The organism is Rhodococcus sp. IEGM 1241, assembly GCF_033142365.1.
GTDB classification, from domain to species: Bacteria; Actinomycetota; Actinomycetes; order Mycobacteriales; family Mycobacteriaceae; genus Rhodococcus_F; species Rhodococcus_F erythropolis.
In genome coordinates this window covers 1,035,622-1,052,102 of the sequence record NZ_JAWLSE010000002.1, presented here as the reverse complement: position 1 = coordinate 1,052,102, position 16,481 = coordinate 1,035,622, and the positions used below count along the sequence as shown (strand labels likewise).

Genomic DNA, 16,481 nt, shown 5'->3' with positions numbered 1-16,481 from the left:
AGGCGATCATGTCCACCATCACGAACGAACCCGTCCTGGATTCGCTGGCACCGTCGACGCCGGGCTTGTGGTCGTTCGGGCATGTCACCGTCGAACGTGTCGATTCCGGTCCGATCTCGCTCGATCGTCGAGGCGGCCGACTCCACGTCAGGCACTCCCTCACTCCCGCCGATCTGAGCGAGCGACTCGTAGCCGGAGTCACCTCGTCGATCCAGGACGCGGAGTTCGGTCAGGACGAATTCGAGTTGACGATGGTCGGACTGGTTCGGTCCACCGTGGACGGCGCTCTCGAATCCTGGACCACCTACTACCGGAACTCCCTTGCCGAACTATTGGACGGCACTGCAGATTTCGCGCCGATTCACGACAAAGCCGAAGAACTGGTTCGCGGTTCCGTACTCGATCTGGGTTCCTGCTTCGGTTTCCTGCCCCTGCGGCTCGCGCGCGCCGGAATGGACGTGACCGCCACGGACATCCTGCCCGGAACGATGATCCTGCTCGACGCGGTCGCCCCCGAACTCGGCATCACGATCGACACGGTGATCTGCGACGCGGGTGAAGTACCGGCACCGGACAACAGCGCCGACACCGTCACCGCGATTCATCTCCTCGAACACGTCGACGACGCAGTCGGCGAGGCCGTGATCGCGCAAGCACTCCGGATCGCGCGTCAACGGGTCGTCATTGCAGTCCCCTTCGAAGACGAAGCCACCGCGTGCCACGGCCACATCCGCACTTTCGATCTCGAGTCACTGCGTGCGGTCGGCCGGCAGAGCCGTGTGCCCTTCGAGGTATTCGAGCATCACGGCGGCTGGTTGGTGCTGGACGCATCGGCCGCCTGAAAAGAACTAGCCTTCTTTCAGCGTATGGGCGACAAGCGCATTCGCGTGCCCATGACCCATACCGTGCTCCGACTTCAACCAGTTGACCAATTCCATGTGCTTCGTGAGGTCTGAGCTTCTGATCAGCTCTTGCCATTCACCGATCGGCCGACCGTACTTCTTCTCGATCGACGGAAAATACGACGCCGGGCCTTTCACGGGTTCAGTCATGACCGGAATCTACCTCCACCGCCCGACAATATTCGCGCACCGGCGGCGCCCGCATGTCCGCACCTGCGGAATCGCTGGGTAGACACGCGACCATCGCATTATGGTCGAAGAACACCCACCCGAGAGCACAGGAGTTCAGCGATGCGACTGTCCACACGAAATCAACTCACCGGCACCATCACCGAGGTCAACCTCGGCACCGTCATGGCGACGGTCAAGGTGAAGTTGGACGGCGGGAATCAGATTGTGACCTCGTCGATCACCCGCGATGCCGCACTGGATCTCGATCTTGAACCAGGCCAAGCCGCAACGGTATTCGTGAAGTCCACCGAGGTGACGATCGGCGTCGAGTAACTGGCGAGCGATGTGATCAGGGCCGGGTGAGATGCGTGGTCATCGTGTAGTCCTTGCTCGGCCCCGTCACGGTCCAGACGACAGTCCAGGTCGATCGATCTCCGGCAGTGACGTCGATTCGCCCGCGGTAGGTATCCGCACCGCACAGGTGCTCGACTTCCTCCCCCGGCGCCCAGTCGTGGAACTCTCTGCCGTCTTCGAATGTCACGGCCCACTCGAGGCCGCGCTCGGCAATGAACAGAGTTCGGAACACGGGTAATTCCAGGTCGCCGTCACGCAGCGTGCCGCTCTCGTACCAGCGCATCCGACCGTCACCGGCGTCGGAGATAGTGGTCTCGCCGAATACATGCTTGGTGGAACCGGAAAGGCGGTCGACGATGTCCCGCTCGAAGTGCCACTTTCCTACCAGCGCCCTCGGCTCGATTTTCGCGTCGTCGACCATGTGGCGATTCTAGTGACCCTGCATTGCCCGACGACACCGGAGACCGACTCGAACACACTGCGAGAGTATGTTCCGAGTACACCCGGAACACGCAGGAGATTTTCACAACCATGAACGATTCGGCCGCCCTTCACAAACGCGCAGTGTTCGCCGAGGATCTCGAGATCGGCCAAGTGATCCCATTGGGTTCGTATTCGGTGACCGAAGAGGAAATCGTCGAGTTCGCAACTCAGTGGGATCCCCAGTGGTTTCACATCGACAAGGAAGCCGCCGAGTCCGGCGTCTTCGGCGGGTTGATCGCCAGCGGGCTGCACACCCTGTCGATCTGCCAGAAGTTGGTGGTCGCCAGTCTCTACGACCAGTGGAACGTGATCGCCGGGAAAACCATGCGCGACGTGAGCTTCCTCCGTCCGCTTCGCCCCGGTGACACCCTGAGCGGAAAGGTCACCGTCGACAACGTCGTGTTCGACAATCGCGCGCGAGGATTGGTGACCATCACAGCGAAATTGGTCGATGCACACGGCAATCGCGTTCTCGACGTGGTCACTGACGCCTACCTGCACTGCCGCTCGACTCGCGGACAGTGAATTATCGGTAAATTTCGCACCACACTGTTCGAATTGCCGTACTTTCAGTGACGTTGCGACGCAACAATACCCATCCCTGCAATCAGGAGTTCCTCACACATGAGCAGCCTCGGCGAGATCAATCCTCTCGGCATTCTTCAGATCCTCATCTACATGCTCTTCGGTGGGTCGTCCAGCACTCCCGAATAGACCCTAGCTTGCCATAGCCATAGTCAGCACCTAGGGTGCTGACTATGGCAATTACTAGTCAGGCATCAGTGGCGGCCGCGCCGTCGACCGACGCAGCGCGTCATCACACCGAATTCGACTCCAGTTGGCGGAGTTTCGACGGCATCCAGGGCGGACTCGCAATTGCACGGATGCTGCGGGTGGCGGCCGACGCGTCCGGAGCCGAACCGCTGGCAGTCACGGCGCATCTGGACCGCCCCGTTCCTCCTGGGCCGGCCGAGTTGACTGTCGGCGAGATGCGGGGCGGGCGGACCGTCAGTTGCCACGTCACGCTGACCGGTTCGGGATCCGCTCTCGTTCGGTTGGCCCGCGACATAGGAGCTACAACAATGTCCGCCCCTGTCGCCGAACCGGCTCCGGCCGACCCGTCAACCCTGCCGCCGCTGGAGATCCCGGTGGATTTTGTGCCGTTCGCCCAGCACCTCGACATCCGGCCGATCAATTCCGCGAGGCCGTTCGCCGGTGGCGACTCCCCTGAATTCGACGTCTGGATCCGCCTGCTCACAGACCTCGATTTCACGGCCCAAGAGCGCGCCGCGGTCCTTCTCGACGCGCTTCCGCCCGGACTGTTCGCGACACTGACGATGCCCGTGGCCATACCGACCATCGAGTTCACCGCGCATTTCACCCCGGAGCACCTCACGGCAGATCCCCGAACGCTGTCACCGTGGTATCGCCTACGCCACGGGACTGCCTGGGCGACGGACACTCTCTGTGTTGACGAATCCGAACTATTCGACTCGACCGGACGACTTGCTGCTCGGGCTCGCCAGCTTCGTCGAATTCTGAGTTGAGTTTCAGCTCTCCTACACCTGGAGGTCGCGACGACGGAACGCAACAAGCGATGCTGTCGAAAGCACCACTGCCACAACGATCATTGCCAGCAGTGGCAGAACTGTCACCGGCTCGGCAGGGGCACCCGGCACGTGAGTGTAGGGCGACAGATCCAGCACTACCTGCGGAAGCTTCAGCAACGTGCCGAGTTGCCCGAGCACGATGCATGCCGCCAAGATTCCCCAGGAGAGCGCCGACGCGTACGTCGGAAACAGTCCGAAAGCCAACGACACCAACCCCACGACTACGAGCACCGCAGGCAGATAGGCCAACGCGGCGCCAGTCATACGAAGTGTGTTGCCGCCGATGTCGTCCGTGACGAGCCCGAAGGCAAAACCGGTGAAGGCACCCATCAAGACGTGCGCGAGGATCACGCCGCCCACAACCACACCCAGGTGGGAAAGCATCCACCTCCACCGCGACAAAGACGTTGCCAGCAACGGTTCGAGCCGTCCCGATGTTTCCTCGCCCCGCATCCGGAGAAGACTCTGGACCGAATACGCCGCGATGACTATCGACGTGAGCCCCAGAGCAGTGGCCAAGTAGGAATCCACCAGATCCGATCCGCCGCCGCCAAGTTTCTCGAACATCTCCGCGGTCTGCTGCGACGATCCCACCATCGCGTCGATCTCGTTGCCCACAGCGCCGTACGCGAACCCGAGTATGACAACGGCAAAGATCCACCAGAACATCGTCATTCGCTGCATGCGCCACGCCAGGCCCCAGGCCGACGGTAGCCACGATGCCGCGACTGGCGGGCCGGGTCGGGGCTGAACGAGTCCCGCTCCCTGATCGCGATGGCCGATGAGAACAAAAGCCACCACCACGTGCACAGCCGCAAATCCGATCAGCAACAACAGGATCCACCAGGCGTCGTCGTCGAAGGGCCGGATCTGTTGTGCCCATCCGATCGGCGAGAGCCACGACAACCAGCCACTGACCACGCGAGTTCCGACGTCGACGACCGTACTGTTCACGTCGCCGATCGCGCGCAGCATGAAGGCAACGCCGATCGCGGCACCCGCCAGGCCGTTGGCCGTACGAGCACCATCGGTGATCTGCGCCGTCACGGCTGCCACTCCGGCAAACGCGATTCCGGTCCCACCTATCGAGGCGCCCAACGCGAACGAACCGACGACAGGCAAACCGACGGCGATCGATCCCAGTGCAATTCCCAGTGCAAGAACGACGTTCGCACCGACCGTTACGATCAGTGCGGAGGTCAGGAGCGCTCGTCGACCTACCACCGCTGCACCGATCATCTCGGCTCGGCCGGTCTCCTCGTTCTGTCGCGTATGGCGAACCACCGCAAGGGTGCTCATCAATGCGGCCACCAACGCGAACACGAGCACCGACTGACTGGCGACTATCGCGCCCTGCGAATCACCGGACACGATCCCGTTGGTCGCCAGCGCGACCGGCGATACCGCGGAACTGACTGCGATGTTTCGTAATTCCTCGGGTGTCGAGTACAGCCCGGTCACACTGGCGACAACCAGCAGCATGAACAAGACGATGGAGATAACCCACACGGAGAGCTGAATTCGGTCCCGCCGCAAAGCCAGCCGAACCAGTCGGCGTGTGCCGGTGAATTGACTTGCCGAGGCCGGTACCGGTGGAGCGGCCTCGACAACAACGGTCACGGCCGTACTCCGGTCTCGGCTCGCAGGTGTACCGAAGTCTCCCTAGCCCGTTCGTCACCGTAATGCCGCAAGAAAAGTTCTTCGAGAGTCGGCGGAGTGGAAGTGAGCGCCACGATTCCGAATCCGACCAAGTACGTCATGAGTGGTCCGAGTTGCGCGCTGTCGACTTCGCAGGTGACGTGGTTACCGTCGATCACCGCGTCGTGGACACCGCCGAGTCCGTCGAGTCCACCGATCGGACGCTGCGTCTCCGCCGCGACGGACGTGCGCGTGAGATGCCTGAGTTCGGACAGTGTTCCCTCTTCCACCGTCCGCCCGTCGCGGATGATGCTCACACGATCGCACAGCGCTTCGACCTCGGCGAGGATATGGCTCGACAGCAGTACCGTCTTTCCGGCGTGAGCCACCTCCTCGACGCAGTCCTGGAATACCGCCTCCATCAACGGGTCGAGCCCCGATGTGGGTTCGTCGAGGACGTAAAGGTCGACGTCGGACGAGAACGCGGCCACGAGTGCAACCTTCTGCCGGTTACCTTTCGAGTACGTGCGCGCCTTCTTGGTCGGGTCCAATTCGAAGCGATCGAGCAACTCGCTGCGGCGTTTTCGGTCCAGGCCACCGCGCAGGCCCGCCAACAGATCGATAGCCTCACCGCCGGTGAGGTTGGGCCACAGATTCACGTCGCCAGGCACATAGGCGAGACGTCGATGCAAAGTGACAGCGTCTCGCCACGGATCGCCGCCGAGAACGGTTGCGTCTCCGGAGTCCGAGCGGAGCAGGCCGAGGAGCACCCGAATAGTGGTGGACTTTCCGGAACCGTTCGGCCCCAGGAATCCGTGCACTTCACCCGTCGAGACGTCGAGGTCGAGGCCGTCCAGCGCGCGGGTGGTACCGAAGGTCTTGACGAGGCTTTTCACTGAAATTGCCGCACCCATGAATTTGACCGTACGCCGATTTCACAAATGTGTGAAGATAGAAAAGACGGAAAGATCGAAGGGTTCCGATGACCGACACCAGCCACACCGTTGCACCGGACGAGAGCCGACACTATGTCGAGCGACTCTCACTCGTACTGAGCAACATGGGTTTTCCGCCGATGCCCGCCCGCGTCTGGGCCGCGTTGATGACCAGCGAGGCACCCTCGTCCACGCCAGGAGATCTCGGATCTCGGTTGGGAGTGAGCCCCGCCGCCATTTCCGGAGCCGTCAGATACCTCCAGCAAGTCGGATTGATCGAGCGTGTGGCCGTCCCCGGATCGCGGCGTCAGCACTACTGCGTCAGCGTCGACATGTGGGCCGACGCGTTTGTCACGAAACAGTCCTCGCTCTACCAGGTCTCGGCAGTTGCGGACGAGGGCATACGAGTCCTCGGTGAAGGAACAACAGCCGGCGATCGAATGGCAGATCTGCGCGACTTCTTCGACTTCATGGCCGCGGAAATGCCGCGAATGCTCGCGGACTGGCGCTCCCGGCGAAAAGACCGGACACCTGGCAGGTAACTTCAGGTTTACCCGCAATTTCGGCGGGGTACCTCAATTCTCGTTCCAGCATGGTCAGGTGCGGTGTAATCGAGGAGTTGCTGATGAAGCTGTCGATCAGGGGCGCGAACACTTCACCGACTCCACCCTTCGCGCGTACCGCTTCACCCGAAACCTGTGAACGATCGATTTCCCTGAATCGCACCGCCGCCGAGGCATTCGCCGGTGATCACCATGCACTGTCGAAACTACTGGCCCGGTTGCACCCTCGCGTCGTTCTCTACTATCGCGCCAGACTCCTCGGGACGCCCGTCGCGACGTTCGCCGACGATCTCGCCCACCAATGCACCCTGGACGTCGTCACACGAATGTCCGACACGATCTCGGCCGACACACGCATCGAGACCTTCGCGTACGAGTTGGCCTCTCGACGAATTGCGTCAATTCCCCAGTCACGCAACATCGACGGACAATTCAAACGCCCGCGTCGCCTGACCGACGACCAACGTGAGGTTCTGGTACTACGAATCGCAGTGGGTCTGACTGCCGAGATGACCGCGTCGACTCTGCGCACAACTCGTTCGAGCGTGCTCCTCCTACAGCATCAAGCGCTGCGCGCCTGGACGGTCTCCGAGCAGAGCTAGATCAGACCTTGCTTACTCGCGGCGTAGACGGCCTCTGCTCGACGGCTAACCTCGAGTTTGCGCATGATGTTGCTGACGTGAAACTTGACGGTGGTCGGTGAGATGAACAATCTCTCACCGATCTTGATGTTGGACAAGCCGTTTGCGAGGAGTCTGAGCACTTCGAGTTCGCGATCGGTCAATCGTTCTTTCGACGACGACTGCCCGTTGAGCGATCGCACGACAGCTGACGCGCTGCGCGAATCGAACGCACTCTCACCCCGCGAGACCGCCCTGATCGCACGCACCAATTCGGTGGTGTCGACGTCTTTGACGACATAGCCGCGAGCACCCGCGTGCACCGCTCGCACCACCAGTTGATCGTCGAGAAACGTGGTGAGAACCAACAGTCCGAGGCCGGGATGCGCCGAGGACAGCTGGCCACACAGGGTCAGTCCCTCGTAGTCGGAACTGGCGGAGAGTTTGAGATCCATCAGGACGATGTCCGGGCCGACCTTGTCGACCACGGCGAGTGCCTCGGCGAGGGACGACGCCTCCCCCACGATCTCGAGATCGCTTTCGCGCTCGAGAACCGAGCGGAGCCCTTGCCGCAGAATTGCATGGTCGTCGACCAGGACGATTCGAACCAATCCCTGAACCGGCGATGCTCCGCGGGTGATGACGGGACGCGCAGTGGTCATGATTCCTCGCTCTCGATTTCAGTGGTGGAGCAAAGGTTTTCCATGCCCGAGTCGAACGGCAGTGGTAGTCGCACGAGAATCTGAATCCCACCGATCCGCGCGCGCCGTACTTCGAGCGCACCACCCAACTCGAGTGTTCGCGCCTGCATGTTCGCGAGACCGCGATGGCGGCCGTCGACGTCGTTGGTGGCTGCGAGTTTGAGGATCAGACGCATTCGCGCAGGGTCGCCGTCACCGTCGTCGGAGACCGACAGCAACACGGAGTCCGCCCGATAGGTCAGACGTAGCACCGCCCGATTCGCGTGAGCATGGACCGCTGCATTGAAGAGAGCTTCCCCCGCGATCCGGAGAAGAGCGTGTTCGGCATCGCCCGGAAGTTCGGTCGGGGTACCGCCGACGCGAACGCTCACCGCCAACTCGTCCGGCATGTGAACCACGCCGAGTTGCTCGAGCATCTCGGGCAACGACGTCCGGTCCGCGTCCGACGAATGATTGAGCGCGTAGATCGCCGAACGAAGCTGCTCGACCGCCCTCCTGGTCAAATCCTTTGCCAAGTCCAGTCTTTCACTGCGTTCAGCCTCCGGGATGTCACTCCGGCAGACCTCGATCTGCATGCCGGCCGACAACACCGCCTGTGTCACACTGTCGTGCAGTTCGCGGGCGATCCGGTGACGTTCGTCGTCGACCACTTGGTGCCGGTGCGCCACTCCGAGTTGACGCTGGGTGGACTCCAATTCGCTGTTGCGCACCGCAAGGTCGGCTGCAGTACGATTGGCCTCCGCATACGCATCTTCGGCACGCTCGAGCAGCAGTTGTCCGCGCTGATAGAGCGCCGAATTCTGCAGAGCCACAGCAGTCTGGCTGGCCAGAATGCTGAGCACGGCTCCGTCCGTCGTGTCGAGGGTTCGGTTGGCCGGCGTCCAGGCTGCAAAGGCACCTACCACGCCGCCACCGAGCACGATCGGCACAAACGCGTAGTGCGCGTCGATCACCGAGCTGGATTCGATTCTTCCGTACCGGATGTCGTCGAGGCATTCGACGACATCCTCCGGAAGTGGCGGCCCCTCCACATTGTCGACCAGAAAAGGGGTGGCGTCCGGGCCGAGAACCAGTCGCCGTGGTCCGGCGTCGGGCAAAGTTCCGTCAGCCAAGGCGAAGACTATCCAGTTGGCACTCAGATGCGCACGGGCAGCTTCCGCGACCGCGCAGACGAGGGTTTCCGGCCCCTCGACGGTGCGCACCAAAGCCCGCGAGATCAACTCCAAGGCATGCACGACGCGTTCGAGGCGCTCGGCCGCACCGCGATACTGCGGGTAGAACGAACTCTTACCCGATCGTAATCCGGTGAGCCGGGACAGGTCCGCGGTCATCGCCTGCACCAATTCACAGCGGCCCTCTTCACAGCGTCCATCTTCACAAGGCACCTCGGAACAACGCCACCATCTGTTCCTGCGTCGCTTCCCTGGGATTGGTGGACATGCAGGCGTCGAGCAACGCGAAGCTGGCGAGCCTACTCAGGTCTTCCTCGCGAACACCCAACTCCCCCAGCCCCTTCGGCACACCGACCTCCCGGGCGAGACGTTCGACACGGTCGGCCACCGCCAGCGCTGCTTCCTCCGGGGTGCCGCGCTGCTCGGGAAGACTCAGTGCCGCAGCGATGGCGACAAAGGGGGCGGCGTCCGTGGTGGAATTGAACCGGATGACGTGGGGCAAGAGAATTCCGTTGATGACGCCGTGCGGAAGGTCGAGCATGCCGCCCACCTGATGGCTCATGGCGTGCGCGGCTCCGAGTATCGCGTTGGTGAACGCCAACCCGGCCTCGAGGCTCGCCTGCGCCATCACCGATCGAGCTTCCATCTCCATCGGGTCCTGGATCGTGTGCACCAGATTCTCGGTCACGAGGCCGACAGCGCGGAGCGCGTGATGATCGGTCAACGGATTGTGCGCCAGTGAGACGAAGGCTTCGATTCCGTGCGTCAGTGCGTCCAATCCTGTTGCCGCATTGAGCCACTCGGGCATCGTCGTGAGCAACCGCGGATCGATGACCGTCACATCTGGAACCAGCGCCCGGCCGATGATGGTGATCTTGGTGCCGCGGGTCGTGTCCGTGACGATGCAGAACTGCGACACGTCCGCGCCCGTGCCGGACGTGGTGGGAACCATCACCAACGGCGGGATCGGTTTGGTCGCCTGATCTACCCCCTCGTAGTCGAGTATGTTGCCACCGTTGGCAGCGAGGACGGCTACACCTTTAGCCGCGTCGATGACCGAACCGCCGCCGAGCGCGATGATGACGTCACACTCGCCTTCCTGGTACACCTCGAAACCGGCCGCGATCTCGAAGTCCTTGGGATTGGGCGTCAGCCCTGACCACACCGTCGCCGTCAATCCCTGCTCCGTGAGATGGTCTTCGAGTTCGCTGACCCATCCCGCGTCGATCAGACCGGGATCGGTGACCAGGAATGGTCGGAACCCGCCGAACCTCAGAGTCGCGTGTGCTGCCTCGACCAGGGAACCGATACCGAAGACGATCTCGGGGGCGTGAAATTTGACCAGTCGAGCAGCAGTGCCGCGGCGATGAACACCGTGGTTCACAGCATCCGGGTATGCCACGGACACGACCCCACTCTCCTCTCGCTGCTCTGAGATCTCCGGTCGGGATTTCGCATCCGTCGCTCTCAGCGCATCAACTCCCACGTGCACAAACTGGTGTGATCCACCTTACAATCGCTGGCCCCGAGCCTACGCGGACAGCAGTCGGGGCACACCCACCGAAGGAGAGGCGCTTACCTACCCGTTCGGGCAGGTAAGGCGTCTCGGGAAAATGAATGGCGCGGCGAGAAGGTCCCGCTGTACTTTCGCTTGCGGCCAGAGTGGCCCGTAGAACCGATTCAGAAGGTGTTTATGACCCAGCCCGCGCCGAGCGCGCCTCCCGCCCCTGCACTGCCGGCAACCTCGAGGGTCACATGCTGATCCTCGAAACGTCGGACTGACAGCCGCGAGGCCCCCTCGGCCTGCTCCTACTGCTTTGTTCACTCAGCTAGGAGTTCTCCAGTGCCTCAATCACACAATTCCATCTCGAAAACCGACACCTTCTCGTGCATTCAGTGCGGACTCACAGTCATGACGTACGGCCCCGATGGTGATCGCCGAAACCACTGCCCCAGTTGCCTGCATTCCCGACACTTGTTCGACCAGGTGGAAGGTGGACCGTCGGACTGCGGAATGCGGATGGCTCCCATTTCGATCGCAGTACTGCGCAGTGGCGATTGGATGATCATCCACCGCTGCGCACAGTGCCTCGAGCTCACCTCCAACCCCGTCAGCCGAGACGACAACCAGTTGTTGTTGATGAGAATGGCAGTGCGGCCGCTCGCGCAACCGCCCTTCCCGCTCGAAGCCTTCGGCGACTTGTGAGGAGGAATCAGATGCCACGTAGGAATCCCAGCACCCGCCCGCGGCGGGCACCGCAACGGGCCAAGCACGTACTGCACGGAATCGGCGGAGAACAAGGATCGAGCTTCCGTTGTCTCACATGCCGTTTGGACATCTCCACTGCGGCGCCGGGTACCGCTCATCGGAACCACTGCCCGAACTGTCTGGCCAGCCGCCACGTGGACGGTCGCGTTCCGGGCGACCGAGCACAACAGTGCCGAGGTGCCATGGCGGCGCTCTGCCTGTCGGTCCGGCAAGACGGTGAATGGATGCTCGTTCACCAGTGTGTCGAGTGCAATACGTTGAAAGTCAACAGGATTGCCGGCGACGACAACGTCTTGGTCCTGCTGCGCTTGGCGCTACGTCCGTTGGCAGACCCTCGCCTGCGCTCGCGCGCGTTGCTAGCGCTCTGATGATTCGTCCGGTGCAATCGTGCGGTTCTGCGCACGATTACACCGGACGAACACCACGAACACGATCCCGGCGAGCAAGCCCACCGCCGTCGGTCCGAGGACCAGTCCCGAGTACAGCCACGGGGCAGGTTCTGCCGGAAAGAGGTCCATGAATCCGGGTCCGGTGTATGTCGGTTCGGAAAACGGCTCCCGATAGGATCCTCCGGTGAGAATGTGCGGTGACGCCAACGACTTCCACCACCACTGAAACACGCCGAGCGCCACAACCCCACACACGGCGCCGAGCACTGTCAGCGCCGCGATCGGTCGCCAGATCGATCCCCTGATTTCGGACATGAGATCAAACTAGTTCACGACAGATCGCGCAGTGACATCGGTGAAGTGCACTGACATCAGCGAAGTGCGTGCCCCAGCTCGGCGGCCTTTGCCATCAGTTGCGCGGCATCTCGGGCAACAACAACCTCGTCGCAGATCTCCGAATACTCCGGCATCGCGCACGATGCCTGGTTCCAGTAACGCTGTGGTTCAGGCGTAATCCAGGCCAGACGGTGGACCTTTCGGCGGAGTTCCTCGAGCTTGTCCGCCTGCGGGGGCAACCCGTTGCACCGACCGTCGCCCACGATGATGACAGACGTCCGTGAGTTCAAGGTGTTTCCGTGCTCGTCCAACAATTCTGTGAGCACCCGCCCGTAATCGCTGCTGGCTTCCAGATCCAGACCCGGGTGCGCGAGTACCGCGGCCAGTGCGCCGTCACCACTACTGGCGAGAAGGGTGTCGGTCACGTCGACCGGACGATCGACGAAGGCGAGGACTTCACAACGATCTGCTCGGCGATGCATTGCCTGAGCCAAGCGCAGAGTGAACGCGGTGATGGGGCGCACGGACAGCGACACGTCGGCGATGAGAAGTAGTCGAACACGATCGGGGCGAGGAGCTTTCACGACGAGATGGAAGGGTATCCCGTCGGTGCGCAGGCTCGAACGCACCGTGCGCCGCATGTCGAGATGCCCACGAGAGCGCTCTCGGGGCCGCGGTCTGGACGGTCCTCTCATCCGCCGAAGCACTTCGTGGCACGCGAGTTCGATGTCGTTGTGCGTTGCGCCCGCAGCAGATTCGCTGTCGGGCGCATCGGGAGCGCTTTCGGCGAGTGCAGCGGCCGAGAGTGCTTGCACGAACGCTTCGACCGCCTCGACGAGCCGGTTCAGTTGCGCCTGCGTCAGCGGCCCGTCGTCGGAGACGTCCGCATACGCTTTGCTCGGGTCGTATGCATCCAGCCAGGCGAGGATCGACGTCGGATCGTCCCAGGACAACGAACCGACCACTGCTGCAGCAACACTGGTGCTCAAGTCGCCGACCACTGCCGATGCGGCACGGTCCACGTCGACCGTGTAGCTGACTCCCCGTCGACCGGTCTCCGAACCGGTATCCACCGACAGTTCCGCATCGCTGGACGTCATCGACACATCGTCGTCGTCCTTGTGCGGGTTGAACCCCTTCTCCGCTTCCGGAGTATCGAAGTAGTCGCCGACCTCGGCTGCACGCTCGTTGTACTCGGCATACCGGCCTACTTCTTGATCCTCGTCGATCCCCAGCGCGGTGGGCAGACCGTCCGCCACCTCGGCGCGCGAAGCCATCCGCTCGGCGTGCGCTTTGCCTGCGGCTGGCCGGAACAGCGCGTCGAACGCCCGATCGAAACCGGCCTGCTCGTGAGAGTACTTGGCGCACACTGCCCGAAGACATGCTCGCAACGTCTCACGATCCGAAGCGCCGACCATCGCGAGAACACGCCGAACCTCGATGACCTCGGCCGGTGACGCGGAAACTCCGGCCGCCCTCAGCAATCGGCCGAAACTCGCGGACACCACGTCGAGAACAAACGACGGTTGCCACACGGCAAGGCCACCGAGCGTCGTCATCGCGTCGAACGGATTCCGCTGCCGCCGCGGATTCCCTGTTGATGAGGGTCACGTCCACCCGTGCCCCGGAACACGGCCGTCGTCGTGTTGGCGGGTTTGCTTGCCACCGTGGCCCGCTCGATCGGCTCGCCACCGTCACGCGACGATGATTCGAAACGCTTTCCGTCGAATCGTTCCTTGGCCAGCGTCACATCGGACGAGTACTTGAGCAACGCCGTGAGCAGGATGTCGCGCACCTTGGCGTCGGAAGCGGTGTCGAATCCGCCGGCCGCGAGCACTGTTGCCGCTCTGGCCGCGTCGATGACCTCCGAGATGGACGGGCTCTTGCGCAGCGGGAGATCACGCAAGATGCGAGCCAATTCGACAACCTCGGTGGCCGTAGCCGTATCCACCTCAGGCGCTCGGGCCGTGACGATCTCGCGTTCACGCTCCGATGTCGGATAGCCGAGATGGTAATGCAGACAACGACGCTTGAGCGCGGGTGAGAGCTCGCGGGTGTCGTTGGACGTCAGGATGACCCAGGGCTGCGAGCGGGCAACGAACGTACCGACCTCGGGAATGGTGATCTGCTGTTCGGCGAGAATCTCGAGGAGCAGTGCTTCCATCGATTCCTCGGTGCGATCTACCTCGTCGACCAGAAGCACTACCGGATCGGGTGAGAGGATTGCTTCGAGCAGCGGTCGTACGGACAGGAAGTTCTCGGAGTACAAACCGAAATCCTGATCGGCCAGAAACTTGGACGCTTCGGCGACGCTGTCGAATTCGGAAACCTGATCGCTGATCCGGTCGCGGAGCATCTGCACGTGCAGGAGTTGCTTCGCGTAGTCCCATTCGTACAGGGCGCGATTGTCGTCCAGCCCTTCGTAGCACTGCAATCGCACCAGTTTGCGGCCCCCGATCGCAGCCAGAGACTTCGCCAGTTCCGTCTTGCCGACACCGGCCGGACCTTCGAGCAGGAGCGGGCGCCCCAGCGCCGTCGCCAGATGAACGACTACCGCGAACTCGTCATCGGCAATGTAGTCCTGCTCTCGCAGAGCATCTTTCACTTCGATTCCGCTGGAGAAACTGCGACCGGACATGGAACACCTTTCATGGGGGGCAAGCCCCTGTGCGCCTTTTTGGTAGTGCGGGCTACCAAAAAGGCGCACGGGGCCGAAGGCCCTGCTAGAAGTACGACTTGTTGATCGCGTGATCGACAACCGGGATCATCGACTCCACGGTGACCTCACGGGGATTGCCCGGGGTGCACCAGTCGTCCTGAATGTGCTCGGAGATGGCGCGCACAGTCTTCTCGTCACCCTTGATGACATCACCACGGCCCTCGTACTTCTTGGTGTTCATCTGGTTCTTCGCGTACGAGTCGGTGCGAACCTGACCGAAGTTGTCGGGGATACCGACGTCCTTGGCCAGACGGATGGCAGCCTCGACGGCAGCATCTGCGGCCTGAACCGTGGTGAGGTTGCGAGTGTCGACACCGAGTGCGCCGGCCAACTGGGCGTAGCGCTCGTAGCGCGAAGGCAGGTTGTACTCCCACACACGCGGCAACGCGATGGCGTTGTTCAGACCGTGGTGGCTGTCGAAGAAGGCACTGACCGCGTGCGAGATCGAGTGAACGATGCCGAGGCCACCGGAGTTGAAGGCCTGCCCGGCAATGTACTGCGCGTTCATCATTCCCTCGCGGGCCTTGAGGTTGCGAGGCTCGAAGACGGCCTCGCGCAGGTTCTTCGCGACCAACTCGACCGAGTAGATCGCGTTACCGAGCGAAGGCGCGAAATCGAGACGAGACACGAAAGGCTCACTGCCGTGCGCGAGTACGTCGAAGCCGCAGTACGCGGTGAAATGCTGAGGGCAGGTGTAGTAGAGCAGCGGATCGTCGATCGCCAGGGTGACGATGGTCGCCTCGTCGAAGCCCACCCACTTGTGCGGGTTGTTCATGTCCGACGTGTCGGTGATGACGTACGCCCACGACGTCTCGGAACCCGTTCCGGCCGTGGTGGATACGGCGATATGGGGCGGGTTCTCCTTGTTGGTGGACTTGGCGAAGCCCTCGAACTCGTTGATGTTGCGACCGTCGTGTGCGATCACGACGCGAGCGCCCTTGGCGGCGTCGTGGCTCGAACCACCGCCGATCGAGATGATCGAGTCGCACTTCTCCTTCTGGTAGAGAGCCGCGGCCTCCATGACGTTGTAGTCCTTGGGATTCGACTCGACCTTGTCGTAGAGCACGACCTCGACACCCTGGTACTCGATCTTGCCGACGAGTTCCTCGATGATGCCCGAACCGCGCAGACCGGTCGTCATCAGAAGGGTGCGCTTGAAGCCGAGGTTCTTGGCCTCCACCCCGATGATGTCGTGAGCGCCCACACCCATCAGGGCGCGAGGGAAGGGGTGGAACTCCTTGATGGGAAAGTCCCAGATCTGGTTGAGCTCGATAGCCATCGGTATCTCCTCAGGGATGTGCACGAATGTGACTGCGGGAGGGATTCGAGCCGAATCTTTGTGACCGGCGTCTCACCTGGTTCCCACTGTGTACCGACAAACAGCCCGTGCACAGACTTCGGCAGCTCAACCGCCCGGACGCCACTCACGAACCGCCCGTTCGGGCAGGTCGACGCCACCCCGGACTGCCAGGACGGCTGGATCAGACCGCCGTGGTTCCCGCTGATCGGGAACGTGTTGCTCGGCGACTACGATCCCCAGTAGCTTTTCATCACTGCTAACATTGAACTAGAACACGTTCTAGATGTTGCACTTCACTGACCTGCGCTTTACCCAGCTT

Annotated in this window: 19 protein-coding genes; 8 read left to right on the top strand and 11 right to left on the bottom strand. The window is 62.2% G+C overall.

The window, feature by feature from the left end; all coding sequences use genetic code 11:
- Positions 1 to 8 precede the first annotated feature (8 nt).
- The gene (gene mftM / locus R4P70_RS14715; RefSeq protein WP_050656074.1) at positions 9 to 842 is read left to right on the top strand and encodes a mycofactocin oligosaccharide methyltransferase MftM; all 834 of its coding nucleotides are present in this window, start codon (positions 9 to 11) and stop codon (positions 840 to 842) included.
- A 6-nt stretch (positions 843 to 848) separates the two neighbouring features.
- On the opposite strand, the gene R4P70_RS14710 is transcribed toward mftM, so the two are convergent.
- Positions 849 to 1,052 carry a DUF4287 domain-containing protein gene (locus R4P70_RS14710; protein ID WP_007728313.1) on the bottom strand — a complete coding sequence of 68 codons (204 nt, stop codon included), beginning with the start codon at positions 1,050 to 1,052 and terminating at the stop codon, positions 849 to 851.
- Positions 1,053 to 1,193: 141 nt separating this feature from the next.
- Here R4P70_RS14710 and R4P70_RS14705 point away from each other — a divergent pair, with 141 nt between their 5' ends.
- Positions 1,194 to 1,406 (top strand): molybdopterin-binding protein, encoded by a 213-nt coding sequence (locus R4P70_RS14705; protein WP_003942061.1) that lies wholly within the window; start codon positions 1,194 to 1,196, stop codon positions 1,404 to 1,406.
- Positions 1,407 to 1,422: 16 nt separating this feature from the next.
- On the opposite strand, the gene R4P70_RS14700 is transcribed toward R4P70_RS14705, so the two are convergent.
- Positions 1,423 to 1,848 carry a DUF6314 family protein gene (locus R4P70_RS14700; protein ID WP_003941962.1) on the bottom strand — a complete coding sequence of 142 codons (426 nt, stop codon included), beginning with the start codon at positions 1,846 to 1,848 and terminating at the stop codon, positions 1,423 to 1,425.
- 110 nt (positions 1,849 to 1,958) lie between these two features.
- On the opposite strand from R4P70_RS14700, the gene R4P70_RS14695 reads away from it, so the two are divergent.
- Together R4P70_RS14695 and R4P70_RS14690 are read left to right on the top strand one after the other, a co-directional pair.
- Complete coding sequence (locus tag R4P70_RS14695; protein ID WP_050656084.1) at positions 1,959 to 2,435, top strand: MaoC/PaaZ C-terminal domain-containing protein; 477 nt, start codon at positions 1,959 to 1,961, stop codon at positions 2,433 to 2,435.
- Positions 2,436 to 2,668: 233 nt separating this feature from the next.
- Positions 2,669 to 3,457, top strand: a complete 789-nt coding sequence (locus R4P70_RS14690) for a thioesterase family protein (protein ID WP_042920993.1) — start codon at positions 2,669 to 2,671, stop codon at positions 3,455 to 3,457.
- A 12-nt stretch (positions 3,458 to 3,469) separates the two neighbouring features.
- On the opposite strand, the gene R4P70_RS14685 is transcribed toward R4P70_RS14690, so the two are convergent.
- Together R4P70_RS14685 and R4P70_RS14680 are read right to left on the bottom strand one after the other, a co-directional pair.
- On the bottom strand, positions 3,470 to 5,140 hold the full coding sequence (locus R4P70_RS14685; RefSeq protein WP_076948840.1) for an ABC transporter permease: 1,671 nt from the start codon (positions 5,138 to 5,140) through the stop codon (positions 3,470 to 3,472).
- Complete coding sequence (locus R4P70_RS14680) at positions 5,137 to 6,072, bottom strand: ATP-binding cassette domain-containing protein (RefSeq protein WP_003942009.1); 936 nt, start codon at positions 6,070 to 6,072, stop codon at positions 5,137 to 5,139. The genes R4P70_RS14685 and R4P70_RS14680 overlap by 4 nt, the downstream gene beginning before the upstream one ends.
- A gap of 68 nt (positions 6,073 to 6,140) precedes the next feature.
- Between R4P70_RS14680 and R4P70_RS14675 the strand changes: the two genes are divergently transcribed.
- Together R4P70_RS14675 and R4P70_RS14670 are read left to right on the top strand one after the other, a co-directional pair.
- A complete protein-coding gene (locus R4P70_RS14675; RefSeq protein ID WP_047268922.1) occupies positions 6,141 to 6,635 on the top strand; it encodes a GbsR/MarR family transcriptional regulator in 495 nt (164 codons plus the stop codon).
- Positions 6,636 to 6,718: 83 nt separating this feature from the next.
- The gene (locus R4P70_RS14670) at positions 6,719 to 7,258 is read left to right on the top strand and encodes a hypothetical protein (protein WP_007728324.1); all 540 of its coding nucleotides are present in this window, start codon (positions 6,719 to 6,721) and stop codon (positions 7,256 to 7,258) included.
- Here the strand turns inward: R4P70_RS14670 and R4P70_RS14665 are convergent.
- The 3 genes from R4P70_RS14665 to R4P70_RS14655 are packed head-to-tail and all read right to left on the bottom strand — an operon-like array spanning position 7,255 to position 10,557.
- Positions 7,255 to 7,938 carry a MadR family response regulator transcription factor gene (locus R4P70_RS14665; protein ID WP_003942005.1) on the bottom strand — a complete coding sequence of 228 codons (684 nt, stop codon included), beginning with the start codon at positions 7,936 to 7,938 and terminating at the stop codon, positions 7,255 to 7,257. The two genes, R4P70_RS14670 and R4P70_RS14665, sit on opposite strands and share 4 nt — an antisense overlap.
- Positions 7,935 to 9,308: a MadS family sensor histidine kinase gene (locus R4P70_RS14660; RefSeq protein WP_283569181.1), complete on the bottom strand. Its 1,374-nt coding sequence runs from the start codon at positions 9,306 to 9,308 to the stop codon at positions 7,935 to 7,937. The genes R4P70_RS14665 and R4P70_RS14660 overlap by 4 nt, the downstream gene beginning before the upstream one ends.
- Before the next feature lie 43 nt (positions 9,309 to 9,351).
- On the bottom strand, positions 9,352 to 10,557 hold the full coding sequence (locus R4P70_RS14655; RefSeq protein WP_003942060.1) for an iron-containing alcohol dehydrogenase: 1,206 nt from the start codon (positions 10,555 to 10,557) through the stop codon (positions 9,352 to 9,354).
- A 435-nt stretch (positions 10,558 to 10,992) separates the two neighbouring features.
- On the opposite strand from R4P70_RS14655, the gene R4P70_RS14650 reads away from it, so the two are divergent.
- A complete protein-coding gene (locus R4P70_RS14650) occupies positions 10,993 to 11,355 on the top strand; it encodes an RNHCP domain-containing protein (protein WP_003941922.1) in 363 nt (120 codons plus the stop codon).
- Positions 11,356 to 11,366: 11 nt separating this feature from the next.
- On the top strand, positions 11,367 to 11,786 hold the full coding sequence (locus R4P70_RS14645; RefSeq protein WP_037129880.1) for an RNHCP domain-containing protein: 420 nt from the start codon (positions 11,367 to 11,369) through the stop codon (positions 11,784 to 11,786).
- Here R4P70_RS14645 and R4P70_RS14640 read toward each other — a convergent pair.
- The 4 genes from R4P70_RS14640 to mdo all read right to left on the bottom strand — a co-directional run bounded on the left by R4P70_RS14640 (position 11,775) and on the right by mdo (position 16,141).
- Positions 11,775 to 12,122 (bottom strand): hypothetical protein, encoded by a 348-nt coding sequence (locus tag R4P70_RS14640; RefSeq protein ID WP_047268921.1) that lies wholly within the window; start codon positions 12,120 to 12,122, stop codon positions 11,775 to 11,777. The two genes, R4P70_RS14645 and R4P70_RS14640, sit on opposite strands and share 12 nt — an antisense overlap.
- Before the next feature lie 56 nt (positions 12,123 to 12,178).
- A complete protein-coding gene (madC, locus tag R4P70_RS14635; protein ID WP_050656403.1) occupies positions 12,179 to 13,702 on the bottom strand; it encodes a MadC family VWA domain-containing protein in 1,524 nt (507 codons plus the stop codon).
- Positions 13,699 to 14,781, bottom strand: a complete 1,083-nt coding sequence (locus R4P70_RS14630; protein ID WP_047268919.1) for a MadB family AAA-type ATPase — start codon at positions 14,779 to 14,781, stop codon at positions 13,699 to 13,701. Before R4P70_RS14630 ends, madC begins: the two co-directional genes overlap by 4 nt.
- A gap of 85 nt (positions 14,782 to 14,866) precedes the next feature.
- A complete protein-coding gene (mdo, locus tag R4P70_RS14625) occupies positions 14,867 to 16,141 on the bottom strand; it encodes an NDMA-dependent methanol dehydrogenase (protein ID WP_003942095.1) in 1,275 nt (424 codons plus the stop codon).
- Positions 16,142 to 16,481: the final 340 nt, after the last annotated feature.